This is a genomic window from Streptomyces sp. CA-250714 (assembly GCF_050936705.1).
GTDB lineage: Bacteria > Actinomycetota > Actinomycetes > Streptomycetales > Streptomycetaceae > Streptomyces.
This window is the reverse complement of the sequence record NZ_JBNJMI010000001.1, coordinates 1677009-1691852: the sequence shown is the minus strand read 5'-3', so window position 1 is coordinate 1691852 and position 14844 is coordinate 1677009. Positions and strand designations below refer to the sequence as shown.

The window sequence follows — 14844 nt, the reverse complement described above, 5'->3', positions numbered from 1 at the left end:
GCGGCACGCTGGCCGTATGACGACGAAGAGCGTGACCGTGCCGAACGGTGTGAGCTGGGACGAGTTCCGGCAGGCGGAGCCGGGGTTCGCCGAGACGGTCGAGCAGCGGTTCGGGAAGTACACCCACCATGTGCTGGCCACCCTGCGCAAGGACGGATCGCCGCGGCTGACCGGGCTGGAAGCGGACTTCCGGGCGGGGCAGATGTGGCTCGGGATGATGCCGAACTCCCTGAAGGCGCTGGACCTGCGCCGCGACCCGCGCTTCGCGATGTACGCCAACCCCGGCTCGGGGACGGAGATGGACGGGGGAGACGTACGGGTCTCGGGACGCGCGGTCGAGGTGACGGACCCGGACGAGATCGCGAGCTGGGCGGCCGGCGTGCCCGACGGCGAGGCCCCCGAGGTGTTCCATCTCTTCCGGGTCGAGGTGGAAGAGGTGGTGCGGGTCACCATCGAGGGGGAGGAGATCGTCTTCCGTACGTGGCAGCCGGGCAGGCCGCTGCGTACCATCCGGCGCGGCAACGACGACGCACCGCCGCGCGAGGACCCGCCGGTCTGACGGCTACGGGGTCGGCCCGGTCTGCTGACCCGTCTCCTTGGTGCCGGTGTTCTCCCGGGTGCGGGTGCCGGAGCGGCCGATCGTATGGACGAACAGCTCCTTGCGGCCGGGCGCCCCGCGGCGCCCGGGGACGGGCAGCTCGTAGGTGACCGGACGCGCGTGGTCCGCCAGCTGCCGGTCGGCGTTGTAGACGCGGCCGAACTTCCACAGCATGCGGGCGAAGTTCGTCTGGCCGTGGGCCAGATTGCGGCCGAGGATGCGCATGGCGCCGATGGCGGTGCTCAGCCCCAGGTGCTTGCGGTTGATGACGGCCTGGGTGCTGACCAGCTCCCGGTAGAACTGCTCCAGCGGCAGCCGGGTGGGTACGACGGCGTGCTGGATGTCGAAGAGCCGGTAGTCGCGCGTGGTCAGCTGGCGGGCCTCGGTGTGCCAGACCTCCGTGCCCGGATACGGCGTCATGACGGTCAGATGCACGATCTCCGGCACCGCCAGCGCGAACTCGCGTACCAGGCGGAACTGTTCCTCGTCCCACCCCGGGTCGACGATCAGGTTGATCGCCACACTGATGCCCATCCGCCGCGCCGTCTCCAGCGCCTTGAAGTTCTCGTCCGGGCTGATGCGCTTGCGGAACTGGTCGAGCCCTTCGGCATCCAGTGCCTCCATGCCGAGGAACATGTACTTCAGGCCCAGCCGCGTCCAGCGTTCGAAGACCTCCTCGTTGCGCAGCAGCACATCCGCGCGGGTCTCCAGGTAGTACCGCTTGCGGATGTTGCGGCGCTCCAGCTCGGCGGCGATGCCGTGGCCGTGGTCGGGCTTGATGAAGGCGACGTCGTCGACGATGAAGACATTGGGCTCGCGGATGGACGCCATCTCCTCGGCCGCCGCCTCGGGCGCGGCACGCCGGTAGCTGCGGCCGTAGAACGTCCACGCGGAGCAGAAGGAACAGTCCCAGGGGCAGCCGCGGGTGAACTCGATGGAGGCGCAGGGGTCGAGCTCGCCGATGAAGTAGCGGTTGCGGCGGCGCATCAGATCCCGGGCGGGGCGCGGCCGGTCGATACTGTCCAGCATCTTGGGGGCCGGACCGCGCCCGTCCGCCGTCACCACACCGGGCACCGTGTGGGCCGCGTTGTCCCGTACCGCCGCCAGCAGCGGTACGACGACGGTCTCGCCCTCGCCCCGGGCGATCGCGTCGACCGCGCCCTCGGCCTGCTCCAGTACGTGGTCGCCGATGAAGGAGATGCTGTGGCCGCCGAAGAAGACGAAGCACCCGGGCGCCGCCGCCTTGGCGCTGTGGGCGATCTCGAGGGCCTCGGGGATGTTGGCCAGATAATTGAGGGAAACGCCCAGCGCTTCGGGTTGGAAGGAGCGCAGCTCCCGCTCCAGCACCTTCCGGTTGAGAACTTGCAGGTCGACCACGCGCACCTGGTGCCCCGCCTCCCTGGCGGCGGCAGCCACGCGCTCGAGTCCGAGCGGCTCCAGGCGGAGGAAGATTTCCGAATACATCAGCGCGCTCGGGTGGACCAGCAGCAGGCGCATACAGGCGCTCCAGATCTCCAGGGCAAGGCGGTCGGCGTGCGGTCGTGGCCAGGAAACCCTGGCCAGATTTATGCCCCTTCGATGAAAATTATCTGCTAACCGCTCTTACGTCCTGGGACACGCCGGTCCGTGCGCGTATGCCGGACTCACCCCGCAGCGGTCACGGCCAGCGCCTCGATCTCGATGAGCAGTTCCGGCCGTACCAGCCCGGCGACCTGCACGGCGCTGCACGCGGGCAGCCGTTCGGGGTCGAGATACCGGTCGCGAACGGCACGCAGCGCCGGCATCACGGCCAGGTCGGTCACGAAGAAGGTGAACTTCACTACGTCACCGAAGCCGGCACCCGCCTCGTCCAGACACCGCTGGAGGTTGGCGAACACCTGCTCGGCCTGGGCCTTGGCATCGCCCTCGCCGACGACCTTGCCGTCCGCGTCGATGGCCACCTGGCCGGATATCGCGATGAACCTGCCCTCTCCGATGACCAGATGGCTGTAGCCGTTTCCTGGTGCGAGGCCTTCGGGAGTGGCGATGTGAGTGAGTGCTGAGGACATGCGGCGCATGCTGTCAGAGCAGGGTGAGCTGTGTGCAGTGGTTTTCTTCTGCCGCGCTGTCGAGTTCCGCGGCCTCCGCCGGAGGGGCCGCCTCGGCCGGTTCGATCCGGCGCGCGGCCCCGGAGGTCGAGGGGCCCACGCCGTACTCGGCGGCAAGCTCGTGCACCTGTCGTGTGATGCGCCGCTGATACCACTTGGGCGCGTACGCACCGGCCGAGTAGAGCCCTTCGTAGTGCCGTACCAGCTGCGGGTGGTGCTGGTGCAGCCAGCGGAAGTACCACTCCCGTGCGCCGGGCCGCAGATGCAGCGCCAGCGGGGTGACGGACGTGGCTCCCGCGGCGGCGATGGCGCGCACAGTGGTGCGCAGCTGCGCCGGTGAGTCGCCGAGGAAGGGGATCACCGGGGCCATCAGCACCCCGCACGGAATGCCGTGCTGAGTGAGCTGCCGTACGACATCCAGCCGCCGCTGCGGGGCCGGAGTGCCGGGCTCGACGGTGCGCCACAGGTCCTCGTCAGTGAACCCGACCGACACCGAGATTCCGACGTCGGTGATGGCGGCGGCCGAACGCAGCAGGTCCAGGTCGCGCAGGATGAGCGTGCCCTTGGTGAGGATGGAGAACGGGTTCGCGTAGTCGCGCAGGGCGGTCAGAATGCCCGGCATCAACCGGTAGCGGCCCTCAGCCCGCTGATAGCAGTCGACATTCGTGCCCATGGCGATGTGCTGGCCGCGCCAGCGGGGGCTGCTCAGTTCCTTGCGCAGCAGCTCGGGCGCGTTCACCTTCACCACGATCTGGGTGTCGAATCCCTCTCCGGTGTCCAGGTCAAGATAGCTGTGCGTCCGGCGTGCGAAGCAGTAGACGCACGCGTGGGAGCAGCCCCGGTACGGGTTCACGGTCCATTCGAACGGCATCCGCGAGGCACCTGGCACCTTGTTCACCAGTGAGCGGGCCCGCACCTCGTGGAACGTCATCCCGCGGAACTCGGGGGTGTCGAACGTACGACTCGTGACCGCGGAGGTGCCGAAGAGGGCGGGTGCCGCGGTCCGGCTGTGTTCATCGGCGTCCCTCAGCTCGTCCCAGCGCATCTGTGGCCTCCTCGGTGATGGTGTCGCGTCCCTTTGGCGGCACTGTCGCTTCTCTGTTCCCCCAGAGAATAGAACACTCGTTCGCATCGAACGTGTCAAGCCGGATTTGGGGAGCCGACCTGAGGGTGATTGGCTGACCACCCGTCCCATCACAGGCCGTCCAATTCACAGGAGGAGTCATGGCGCAGGTCGAGGCGACCACGCAGCGGGAGATCGCCGCCGGGCCCGATGAGGTGTTCGACGCGCTGGCCGACTACAGCGGGACCCGGGCCGAACTGCTCCCCGCGCACTTCAGCGAGTACGAGGTCCGGGAGGGCGGCGACGGCGAGGGCACCGTTGTGCACTGGAGGCTCCAGGCGACCAGCAAGCGCGTCCGGGACTGCCTGCTCGACGTCACCGAGCCCACCGACGGCGAACTGGTGGAGAAGGACCGCAACTCCTCGATGGTCACCACCTGGCGTGTGACCCCGGGCAGCCAGGAGAAGACGGCCCGGGTCACCGTGACGTCGGTCTGGAACGGCGCGGGCGGCATCGGCGGCTTCTTCGAGAAGACCTTCGCGCCCAAGGGGCTGGCCCGCATCTACGACGAGGTGCTGCAGCGGCTGGCCGCCAAGATGGAACAGGCGGGCTGACCTCCGCCGCTCCCGTGAAGCGGCGCGCCCTCTCACCGGATCGAGTGGTTTCCGGCGGAGGGCGCTGCCGCCCCGGCGATCCCCCTCAGTGGCGAAAACCCCTGTTCGGCAGCCCGACAGACGTCCCCGGCAACCGAATTGAGCCCCACCTGTCCCACGCCGCGCATCCGAACCGTGCTTGAACGCTCTTGTCGTGCAATGCGAGAAATACCCCCCACCAGGCAGCGGCAAGGGGAGTGTGATGGGCGGGACCGGCGGGGCCATCCTCGACAGCAGGGACGACGAGAATCCCGTACCGGGAGCGGGTCTTCACCCCGGCACGGCCGCGCACACTCCGGCCGCCGTCGAGGTCACTCTCGAACTGCCGGGCCAGCGCGATGTTCCCGTAGCAGCCACCCCGGTGCGGGCGCCGGCGCTTGATCCCGCCCAACTGGGCGTGGCCGCGCGGCAGCCCGCGGAGCAGCTGGTGTCCACGCCGGAAGCCCCGGCGCCGGGCCACGGGGCAGGGGTGTCGGCAGCGGTGCACTGGGCGGGATCATCGGCGCTGGCGCACGGGCCGGAAACGGATGCAGTGGTGCGCGGGCCGGAAACATCTGCGCTGGCGCACCGGCCGGAAACGGCTGCACCCGTGCGCGCGCCGGAAACATCTGCACTGGTGCACGGTCCGGAAGCGGCAGCACTCGTGCCCGGGCCGGAAACGGCTGAGATGCCCGTCGCACCCCCAGCACCGCAGCCCGCCACGTCGCACCAGGCGCCGCAGGCACCCCGGGAGCCGCGTCCGGCAGCCAGGACCGCAGCGCAGGTGCTGGACGGCGGCCCGCCCGGGGCCGTCCTCTCTCCGCGCCGCCTCCGGCTCGTTTTCGGGGTGCTGCTGCTGTCCCTGCTGCTGGCGGCGCTCGAACAGACCATTGTCGCCACGGCACTTCCCCGGATCGTCGGCGAACTCGACGGCGTGCGCCAGATGTCCTGGGCCGTCACTTCGTACCTCCTGGCCATGACGATCGGGCTGCCCGTCTACGGAAAGCTCGGCGACCTCTTCGGCCGCAAGGGGCTCTTCCTCTTCGCCATCGGCGTCTTCACCGTCGGCTCGGCGCTCGCCGGCTGGGCCGGATCGATGGAGGAACTGATCGTCCACCGCGCCGTGCAGGGCACCGGCGCCGGGGGGCTGATCGTCGGCGTGCAGGCGATCATCGCCGACGTCGTACCGGCCCGCGAACGCGGGCGCTACATGGGGCTGATCGGCGCCGCGTTCGGACTGGCCTCCGTCGCAGGGCCGCTTCTGGGCGGCTGGTTCACCGACGACCTGTCGTGGCGCTGGTGCTTCTGGTTCAACGTACCGGTGGGTCTGCTCGCCCTGCTGGTCACCTGCTTCGCGCTCAAGCTCCCGCGTACCCGCGTACGCCCCCGGCTCGACATCCTCGGCGCGCTGCTGATGGCCGCGTTCTCCACCTGCCTCGTCCTGCTGACCAGTTGGGGCGGCACCACCTACGCCTGGGGCGACCGCGTCATCCTCGGGCTGGCTGCGGGCGCGCTGGTCAGCGGAGTGCTCTTTCTCGTCGCCGAGCGCTTCGCGCCCGAACCGGTGCTGCCGCTGCGGCTGTTCCGCGACTCCGTCTTCAACGTCACCGGACTGGTGGGCGCCGCCATCGGCGTCGCACTGTTCGGCGCGGCCGGCTATCTGCCGAGCTTCTTGCAGATGGTCGAGGGCGTCAGTGCCACCTCGTCGGGGTTGCTGATGCTGCCGCTGATGTGCGGAGTCGTCGTCTCCTCGCTCCTGGCGGGGCAGCTCATCTCCCGCACCGGGCACTACAAGATCTTCCCCATTCTGGGGTGCGGCCTGTCCGCCGAGGGCATGTGGCTGCTCTCCAAACTGGAAGCGGACACCTCGCGCCAGGTCTTCGGCATCTGGTCCGGCATCCTCGGGCTGGGCATCGGCTTTGTGCTGCCGGTGCTGGTGCTGGCCGTGCAGAACTCGGTGAAACCGACCGACATCGGCGCCGCCACCAGTGCCAACAACTACTTCCGGCAGATCGGCGGCAGCGTCGGCGCCGCCCTCTTCGGCACCCTCCTCGCGCACCGGCTCGCGGACGCCCTCGCCCGTGAACTCCCCCGGGGCGAGGGCGAGGTGCCCGACCCCGACTCGGTCACCCCGCAGATCGTGCGCGCGCTGCCCGCGCCGCTGCGCGACGGCTATATCGAGGCGTACGCGGACGCGATGCCGCGGATCTTCCTCTACCTCGTACCGGTGCTCGTCCTCGGGCTGGCACTGTCCCTCTTCCTCAAGGAGAAACCACTGGTGTCCCAGCACACGCCCGTGCCGTCGGCCCGTACGGCGGAAGCCGAAGCACCCGCAGCGCCCATGCCCGACGCCAACGGCGCGGCACCACACCCCCAGCCGCAGTCCGCGCCGTACGCCCCGGGTGTCCCGGTCTGCGGCAGCGTGCGGCACCACGACGGCAGCGCTGTCCCGCGCGCCGCACTCACCCTCGTCGACAACGCGGGACGGCAGATCGGGCGCGGTGCCACCGGAGACGACGGGCGCTATGCGCTGAGCACCCCGGGTGAGGGCTCGTACGTGCTGATCGCCGCGGCGTGCGGGCACCAGCCGCGCGCGGTCAGCGTCACCGTGGGCGAACGGCCCGTCGATCTCGATGTGGTGCTCGGCGGCGCGGGACGCCTGGCCGGCAACGTGCTGACGGCCGACGGCAACCCCGTCAAGGACGCCATCGTCACGCTCACGGACGTACGCGGCGAGGTCGTCGCCACCACCCGCAGCAGCCGCGAGGGCAGCTACGTCATCACCGAACTCGTCGCCGGCGAGTACACGCTGGCGGCCAGCGCGCCCGTCTACCGCCCGGCCGCGCTGCCCGTCTCGGTGCAGGCGTCCCGTGAGACACGGCAGGACATCGAACTGGCCGGCGGTGCCGTGCTGCGCGGCACCGTACGGGCCACGGGCGGGCGGCCGGTCGAGGACGCCAGGGTGACGCTGCTGGACGCCGCGGGCAATGTCGTCGACACGGCGACGACCGGCGCCGACGGCATCTTCCGCTTCGTCGACCTGGCCTCGGGCGAGTACACGGTGGTGGCCGCCGGCTATCCGCCGGTCGCCACCGTGCTCCAGATCGCCGGTGGTGGGCGCACCGAACGCGACCTGCAACTCGGGCACGAGGACTGACCGACCGGCCCGACCCCCGGACGGCGGGGGACCGCCCGCACCCGGCCCCGGCCGGCGGGGTGGACGGCGCGGTGCACGCGTCGGGAGAGCTCCTGCCCGCCCCCGGGGCACGTCCCCCGTTCGGGCGGCACTTCCCCTACTGCCTTGATCCGGCTCTACGGTGGTGAAGGCCGTGTCCGTCGGGGCGGGGCCGGCCGTCGCCGGAAGAGAGGACTGGTCCAATGGGAAGCGAGCCGGACGCCGACCGAGCGGCCCGGGCGGCGGACCCCCTCGCCCCGGCGGACACCCTCGTCGCCGTACGCGGCTGTCTTCCGGCTGCCGCGGTGGCCGTCGACGCACGCGGCACCGTGGTGCACTGGGGTGCCGGGGCCCGAGTGCTGTTCGGATACCACCGCAGAGACGCCATGGGCGCCCCGGCGGGCGAACTCCTTCCGGTGACGGGCGCGTTGAACGCCTCCGCACGCCCTGGCGACCATCACTGGCTCGACGGCATCGGCGATCTGGCCGGCTCCGGCACGGCCATGGCGGGACGCGCCCGGGTGCCGGTGCCCGGCGGGGAGCGGGCCGATGTGCTGTGGTGGGGCTACCCGCTGGCGGCCCCCGCGCCGTTCCGGCTGCTGGTGCTCGCCACCGGCGCTGCCCGGCTCCAGCGGCAGCGGGCACTGCGCGGCACCCGCGTCGTGCCCGGCTTCGGCCACAACCGCTGGTTCCCCGAGGCGGCCGAGCTGCGCATGCGACTGGCGCGGATGCTGGGCCGGCCGGGGCCGCGGATGCCGCGACGGGCGGAGCGGCGGGCGGCGGCGCTGGTGGCCGCGCGAGTGCGGGAGCTGGGCTGCCCGGTGGTGGAGGTGCACCGCCCGGTCGTCCCGCACGATCCCACGCTCGCGGTGCTGAACGCGCAGGTCAGCGGCGGGTGTGGATAAGTTCCTCACCCGCCGGAGTGAAAACGAATGGTGTGGACCAGTGGAGTTATCCACAGGGCTGTCCTGGCCGTTGGCGACCGCGTACCGTTCCGGACATGAAGATCCTCATCAGCGCCGACATGGAGGGCGCAACGGGAGTCACCTGGCCGGCGGACGTCCTGCCGGGCACTCCGCAATGGGAGCGCTGCAGGTCGCTGTTCACCTCCGATGTGGACGCCGCCGTCAGGGGCTTCTTCGAGGCAGGCGCTGACGAGGTGCTCATCAACGAGGCGCACTGGACCATGCGCAACCTCCTGCTGGAGAAGCTGGACGAGCGCGCCGAGATGATCACCGGCCGGCACAAGTCCCTCTCCATGGTCGAAGGCATCCAGCACGGCGACGTGGACGGCATCGCCTACATCGGCTACCACACCGGCGCCGGTAGCGAAGGCGTCCTCGCGCACACCTACCTCGCCAACTCCCTGACCGGTGTATGGGCCGACGGCTCACGGGCCAGCGAGGGATACCTCAACACGCTGGTGGCCGCCGAGTTCGGCGTGCCGGTGGTACTGGTCACGGGCGACGACCGCACCGTCGAGGACGCCAAGGGCTACGCGCCCGAAGCGCTGGGCGTCGCCGTCAAGGACTACGTCTCCCGGTACGCCGCGGTCTGCCGCCCCCCTGCCCGCACCGCCGCCGAAATCCGGGACGCGGCCCGCCTCGCCGCCCCGCTGGCCGAGCGCCGCACCCCGCCCGAGCCCGAACCGCACACCATCGAGATCGAGTTCGACGCGGAACACCTGGTGGGCGCCGCCACCGTCGTACCCGGCGTCGAGCGCTCGGGCGAACGCCGCGTCGCCTACACCTCGCCCAGCGCCTACGAGACGATCCGGTGCTTCAAGGCCGTGACGACCGTCGTCTCGGCCGCGGTGGAGGAGCAGTATGGCTGAGCCGACAGGACAGGAAGAGGGCACGATGAAGCCTGCACCGCGGCAGGGACACCTCGACGCACAGGTCTTCGAGGAGGTGGTGACGGCCACCTCCGAGCTGATCCGCCTCGACACCACCAACCGGGGCGGCGGGGAGGGCAACGAGCGCCCGGCGGCCGAATACGTCGCCTCCGGACTGGCCGACGCGGGCATCGAGCCCCGGCTGCTGGAGAAGAAGGCCGGACGGACCAACGTGGTCGCCAGGATCGAGGGCAGCGACCCCGGCGCCGGGGCGCTGCTGCTGCACGGCCATCTCGACGTGGTCCCGGCCGAGGCCGCCGACTGGACGGTGCACCCCTTCTCCGGCGAGGTCCGGGACGGCGTCGTATGGGGCCGCGGCGCCATCGACATGAAGAACGCCGACGCCATGGCCCTCTCCCTGGTCCGTGCCTGGGCCCGTGCGGGCGTGCGGCCGCCCCGCGACATCGTCCTCGCCTTCACAGCCGACGAGGAGGACAGCGCGGAGTTCGGCTCCGACTTCCTGGTACGGGAGCACCCGGAGCTGTTCGAGGGCTGCACGGAAGGCATCAGCGAGTCCGGTGCCTTCACCTACCACGCCGGGCCCGGCATGCGGCTCTACCCCGTGGGGGCCGGAGAGCGTGGCACGGCCTGGCTGAAGCTGACCGCGCACGGCAGGGCCGGCCACGGCTCCAAGCCCAACCGCGCCAACGCCGTCAACCGCCTCGCCGCCGCCGTCCACCGCATCGGCGAGCACGAATGGCCGGTGCGGCTCACCCCCACCGTGCGGGCCGCGCTCGCCCGCCTCGCGGAACTGCACGGTCTGCGCCCGCTCGCGGCGGACGCGCAGGACGCCGAGGTGGACGCGCTGCTCGCCCAGCTCGGCCCGGCCGCCGCACTGGTCCAGGCGACTGTGCGCAACAGCGCCAACCCCACCATGCTTGAGGCCGGTTACAAGATCAACGTCATCCCCGGGACGGCTACGGCCCGGGTGGACGGCAGGATGGTTCCCGGCGCCGAGGAGGAGTTCCACGCCACCCTCGACGCACTGACCGGCCCCGATGTGCAGTGGGAGTTCCAGCACCGCGAGATCCCCCTCCAAGCACCGGTCGATTCCCCGCTGTTCGCCGCCATGTGCGAGGCCCTGGAGCACTTCGACCCGGGCGCGCACGCGGTGCCGTACTGCCTCTCGGGCGGCACGGACGCCAAGCAGTTCTCCCGGCTCGGCATCGTGGGCTACGGCTTCACACCGCTCAAGCTGCCCGAAGGCTTCGACTACCAGGCACTGTTCCACGGCGTGGACGAGCGCGTACCGGTAGAGGCCCTGCACTTCGGCATCCGCGCCCTGGACCGTACGCTGCTCGGCGCCTCCGGCAACCCCTCGCCGGACAGCCCGAACGGTACGGCCACCCGCGAGGACCGTTCCTCCGCCGGCCTCCGGCCTGGAGGTGCCCCCGACGACGACACCGCCACCACCCGCGACGCGACCACCCCGTCAGGAGGCTGACCCCCATGTCCGTCCAGGCCCCCTACGGCACCTGGCCCTCACCGATCGACGCCGGCCTCGTCGCCGCGCACGACGGGCGGCCCGAGTTCCTCGGCTCCGTCGGTGAGGAACTGTGGTGGACAGAGCCGCGCCCCGAAGAGGGCGGACGCCGCGCCCTGATGCGGTTCGCAGCGGACGGGCAGCGACCCCCGGTCAGCGTGCTGCCCGCGCCGTGGAACGTGCGCAACCGTGTGATCGAGTACGGCGGCCTGCCCTGGGCGGGTGCACCACGCGCCGAGGGCGGACCCCTGATCGTCTTCACCCACTTCGCCGACCAGCGGCTCTACGCCCTGGAGCCCGACGCTCCGGATGCCGAACCCCGGCCGCTTACGCCGCTGTCGGACGTGGTCGAGAGCGGACTGCGCTGGTGCGATCCGGTGGTGCTGCCCGAGCGCGGTGAAGCATGGTGCGTGCTGGAGGAGTTCACCGGAGAGGGACCCACCGAGGTGCGCAGGGTGCTGGCGGCCGTACCCCTGGACGGCTCCGCGGCCGGGGACCGCGGGCGGGTGCGGGAGCTGACCGGGGACGGCGACCGGTTCCTGACCGGGCCACGGCTCTCCCCCGACGGCCGGCGCCTGGCCTGGCTCGCGTGGGACCACCCGGCGATGCCATGGGACGGCACCCGAGTGATGACCGCGCGAATCTCCGACGACGGCACGCTGGAGGCCCCTCGCGTGATCGCCGGCGGCCCCGAAGAGGCGGTCGCCCAGGTCGAGTTCGGCACCGACGGCGCCCTGCTCATCGCCTCGGACACCAGCGGCTGGTGGAACCTCCAGCGCCTGGAAGTCGAAACCGCCGAGCGGGCCGAGGAAGCGCAACCGGGCCGCGGCCCTACCGTCCCGCGGGTGCCGCTGTGCCCACGTGAGGAGGAATTCGCGGGTGCCGCGTGGAAGATCGGCCAGCGCTGGTTCGCGCCGTTGCCCTGCGGACTGGTGGCCACGCTGCACGGGCAGGGCGCACAGCGGCTCGGCGTGCTCGACCCGGAGACAGGCGAACTGGTCGACGCGGCCGGACCCTGGACCGAGTGGGCGCCCGCACTCGCCGTCATCGACTCCCGCGTCACCGGCATCGCGGCCAGCCCCCGCACCTCCTACGAGATCGTCGAGCTCGACACCCGCACCGGCCACACCGTCGTACTCGCCTCGCACCACGAGGACCATGTCGACCCGGCCTACTATCCCGAGCCGCAGATCCGCACCTTCACCGGACCCGACGGGCGCGACATCCACGCCCATATCTACCCACCGCACCACCCCGACCACGCCGCGCCCGCCGGTGAACTGCCGCCGTACGTGGTGTGGGTGCACGGTGGGCCCACCAGCCGCGCCCCGCTGGTGCTCGATCTGGAGATCGCCTACTTCACCTCGCGCGGCATCGGCGTCGCGGAGGTCAACTACGGCGGCTCCACCGGTTACGGGAGGGAGTACCGCAACCGGCTGCGTCAGCAGTGGGGCGTCGTCGACGTCGAGGACTGCGCGGCAGTGGCTCGCACCCTCGCCCGAGAGGGCACGGCAGACCCGCAACGGCTGGCCATCCGCGGCGGCAGCGCGGGCGGCTGGACCAGCGCCGCCTCGCTCACCTCCACACTCACGGAAGGGCTGTACGCCTGCGGCACCGTCACCTATCCCATCCTCGACCTGACGGGCTGGGCCACGGGCGAGACCCACGACTTCGAGTCGCAGTACCTGGAATCCCTGGTCGGCCCGCTCTCCGAGGTTCCCGGCAGATACCGCGAGCGGTCCCCGCTGCACCGGGCACAGCGGATCACGGTCCCCTTCCTGCTGCTCCAGGGCCTGGACGATGTGATCTGCCCGCCCGTGCAGTGCGAGCGCTTCCTGGAACAGGTCAAGGGCAGAGGCATCCCGCACGCCTACGTCGCCTTCGAAGGGGAGGGGCACGGCTTCCGCAGGGCCGACACGATGGTCCGCGCGGTGGAGGCCGAACTGTCCCTGTACTCCCAGACCTTCGGCCTGAACCGTGAGGACATCCCACGGCTGGAGCTGCGCACATGAGCATCCCGCCGCTCCCCGAAGGAGAGCCCGCACCGACCCTGGCCGACCCGCACCAACTGCTGGAGGGCTACCTCGACTACTACCGCCGCACCCTGCTCCGCAAGGTCGCCGCGCTTCCGGAGGAGGAACTGCGCGCCACGCGCCTCCCCTCGGGATGGACCCCGCTGGAGCTGATCCGCCACCTCCAGTACGTCGAACGGCGCTGGCTCAACTGGGGCTTCATGGCCGAGCAGGTCCCCGACCCGTGGGGCGACCGCGGCACGGGCGATCCGAAGGACCGCTGGCAGGTGCCCGAGGGCATGAGCACCCGGCAGGTGCTCGACGCCTACACAGCGCAGTGCGACAGCTCTCGGCAGGTCACGTCCGCTGCCAAGCTCGACCAACGTGCCTCGGTCGGCGGCCGCTTCGCCACCGAGGCGGAGGCGCCCACCCTTGCCTGGATTCTCTTCCATCTGCTCCAGGAGTACGCGCGCCACGTCGGCCAGCTCGACGTGTGGTGGAACTGGCCGTTGGCGGCACGGGGGAGTAGGGGCGAAAGGTGGGGGCGGTGGATTCGGCAACGTATGGGGGTGGGGCAGGGGTGGTGGAAGACGAGAGGACGAAGGCCAGGTCGGGTCCGGCCAGGTACGGTCCGGCCAGGTCGGGTCTGGCCAGGTCGGGTCTGGCCAGGTCGGGGCGCCGTGGGGGCGTCGTCGGGGTCGTTCTGCTGGCCGCGCTGATCGGGCCGGCCTTGGCCGGATGCGGCGAGTCCGACGAGAACACCGGGACAGGCGGCAAGCCCAAGGCCAACCGTGCCTCCGCATCCGCGTCCGCGTCGAAGAGCCCGTCTCCCGCGGTGACAGCGGCCGATGGGAGCGACCCCGAGGCGTGCGCCGACGGTAACTGCGAGATAGCCGTGTCCGATCCGGTGACGGTCCGCTTCAAGATCCCGGACGGCCCCGCGAAGCTGTCCCTGACCGAGGTCGGCAAGAACCGAGTCGGCTACAAGGTGACCGCGAGCGGAAGCCGAACGAGCGGCGAGGCGAGCGGCAAGGGCAGCGGATGTACAGCCGTCTTCCGCAGCGGCGGCAGCAGCAGTTCGTGCGGCGTGGCGGGGGAGTCGCCGGAAAAGGTGGACAGGGCGGTGGTCCTGCAAGTGGTCGCAGGCGCGGACGGCACCGCGCTCGTTCGGCTGGTCTCGGACTGAGCAGGGATTGGCCGGTGCGTCCGGGCGTCCGGGCGTCCGGGGGGCGCCGGGACGGTGGTGGGGGCGTGAAAGCGACGAAGGGGAGGGCCCAATGCAGTTGGTTTTGAGGCCATCCAGGAAGTCCGCTCCCGTCTGCTGCCGCTCCGGTCCGGCCGAGGCCGGCTCGGCGCGATCAACAAGCCGATGTGGTGGCGGATTCTGCGGATCGGGGCGGCCGCAGCAAGGTCGGGCCCCGGTCGTTGGTCCCACAACCAGACCAGCCAGCAGAAGAAGCGCCGTGGCGCCGGTGGACCCGTGGACCGCAACCCCGCGCTCCCGCCCTAAGGGTGGGGATCAGAGTGGCGCGAGGACCAGAAGAATCTCGTCGCGGTCATCGTCTGCGGCGAGTCGGAGTTCGCCGGGCCACCGGCCGACTTCCTTCCAGCCGAGCCTCCCGTAGAAGTCCTCCAGGCCAACGCCGCTGCGGGCAGCGAGGCGCAGTTGTTCCAGGCCCAGCTCTTCCTTGGCTGCTCTGCGCACTTCCTTCATGAGGGCCCGGCCTGCACCACGCGCGTACAGCGGTGCGGGTCTGCACATGGTGGAGAGTGCCCCTGTGTGCGATGAGCTCGAACCGGTTGCGACGGATGCGAGAGGTGAGCTGCTGGAAGGTGAGCGGGCCCCGGGATCGTGGCACTCACGCATGGGGCCCTTGGTGGAAGACCGGGCTCCATGAAC

Annotated in this window: 13 protein-coding genes; 9 read left to right on the top strand and 4 right to left on the bottom strand. The window is 71.1% G+C overall.

The window, feature by feature from the left end; genetic code table 11:
• Nucleotides 1-16: 16 nt before the first annotated feature.
• Nucleotides 17-559 (top strand): pyridoxamine 5'-phosphate oxidase family protein, encoded by a 543-nt coding sequence (locus ACQEU8_RS07555; RefSeq protein ID WP_433098140.1) that lies wholly within the window; start codon nucleotides 17-19, stop codon nucleotides 557-559.
• A 3-nt stretch (nucleotides 560-562) separates the two neighbouring features.
• Here the strand turns inward: ACQEU8_RS07555 and hpnR are convergent, their stop codons facing one another.
• The 3 genes from hpnR to ACQEU8_RS07540 all read right to left on the bottom strand — a co-directional run bounded on the left by hpnR (nucleotide 563) and on the right by ACQEU8_RS07540 (nucleotide 3730).
• Complete coding sequence (gene hpnR / locus ACQEU8_RS07550) at nucleotides 563-2095, bottom strand: hopanoid C-3 methylase HpnR (RefSeq protein WP_433098138.1); 1533 nt, start codon at nucleotides 2093-2095, stop codon at nucleotides 563-565.
• A gap of 146 nt (nucleotides 2096-2241) precedes the next feature.
• Entirely contained in the window at nucleotides 2242-2646 is a 405-nt protein-coding gene (locus ACQEU8_RS07545; RefSeq protein ID WP_433098136.1) for a RidA family protein, read from the bottom strand.
• 13 nt (nucleotides 2647-2659) lie between these two features.
• Nucleotides 2660-3730 (bottom strand): Rv2578c family radical SAM protein, encoded by a 1071-nt coding sequence (locus ACQEU8_RS07540; protein WP_433098135.1) that lies wholly within the window; start codon nucleotides 3728-3730, stop codon nucleotides 2660-2662.
• 179 nt (nucleotides 3731-3909) lie between these two features.
• Between ACQEU8_RS07540 and ACQEU8_RS07535 the strand changes: the two genes are divergently transcribed.
• The 8 genes from ACQEU8_RS07535 (at nucleotide 3910) to ACQEU8_RS07500 (ending at nucleotide 14130) form a co-directional block, all read left to right on the top strand.
• Nucleotides 3910-4362 (top strand): SRPBCC family protein, encoded by a 453-nt coding sequence (locus ACQEU8_RS07535; RefSeq protein ID WP_433098133.1) that lies wholly within the window; start codon nucleotides 3910-3912, stop codon nucleotides 4360-4362.
• A gap of 706 nt (nucleotides 4363-5068) precedes the next feature.
• A complete protein-coding gene (locus tag ACQEU8_RS07530; protein ID WP_433102209.1) occupies nucleotides 5069-7537 on the top strand; it encodes an MFS transporter in 2469 nt (822 codons plus the stop codon).
• A 221-nt stretch (nucleotides 7538-7758) separates the two neighbouring features.
• Nucleotides 7759-8460, top strand: a complete 702-nt coding sequence (locus tag ACQEU8_RS07525) for a hypothetical protein (RefSeq protein ID WP_433098131.1) — start codon at nucleotides 7759-7761, stop codon at nucleotides 8458-8460.
• Between the two features lie 95 nt (nucleotides 8461-8555).
• On the top strand, nucleotides 8556-9389 hold the full coding sequence (locus ACQEU8_RS07520) for a M55 family metallopeptidase (protein ID WP_433098129.1): 834 nt from the start codon (nucleotides 8556-8558) through the stop codon (nucleotides 9387-9389).
• Nucleotides 9382-10893: a M20/M25/M40 family metallo-hydrolase gene (locus ACQEU8_RS07515; RefSeq protein WP_433098127.1), complete on the top strand. Its 1512-nt coding sequence runs from the start codon at nucleotides 9382-9384 to the stop codon at nucleotides 10891-10893. Before ACQEU8_RS07520 ends, ACQEU8_RS07515 begins: the two co-directional genes overlap by 8 nt.
• Before the next feature lie 5 nt (nucleotides 10894-10898).
• The gene (locus tag ACQEU8_RS07510; RefSeq protein ID WP_433098125.1) at nucleotides 10899-12944 is read left to right on the top strand and encodes a prolyl oligopeptidase family serine peptidase; all 2046 of its coding nucleotides are present in this window, start codon (nucleotides 10899-10901) and stop codon (nucleotides 12942-12944) included.
• Nucleotides 12941-13663 (top strand): DinB family protein, encoded by a 723-nt coding sequence (locus tag ACQEU8_RS07505; RefSeq protein WP_433098123.1) that lies wholly within the window; start codon nucleotides 12941-12943, stop codon nucleotides 13661-13663. The genes ACQEU8_RS07510 and ACQEU8_RS07505 overlap by 4 nt, the downstream gene beginning before the upstream one ends.
• A 116-nt stretch (nucleotides 13664-13779) precedes the next feature.
• The gene (locus tag ACQEU8_RS07500) at nucleotides 13780-14130 is read left to right on the top strand and encodes a hypothetical protein (protein ID WP_433098121.1); all 351 of its coding nucleotides are present in this window, start codon (nucleotides 13780-13782) and stop codon (nucleotides 14128-14130) included.
• A 333-nt stretch (nucleotides 14131-14463) separates the two neighbouring features.
• Here the strand turns inward: ACQEU8_RS07500 and ACQEU8_RS07495 are convergent, their stop codons facing one another.
• Nucleotides 14464-14706 (bottom strand): GNAT family N-acetyltransferase, encoded by a 243-nt coding sequence (locus ACQEU8_RS07495; protein ID WP_433098119.1) that lies wholly within the window; start codon nucleotides 14704-14706, stop codon nucleotides 14464-14466.
• Nucleotides 14707-14844 lie beyond the last annotated feature (138 nt).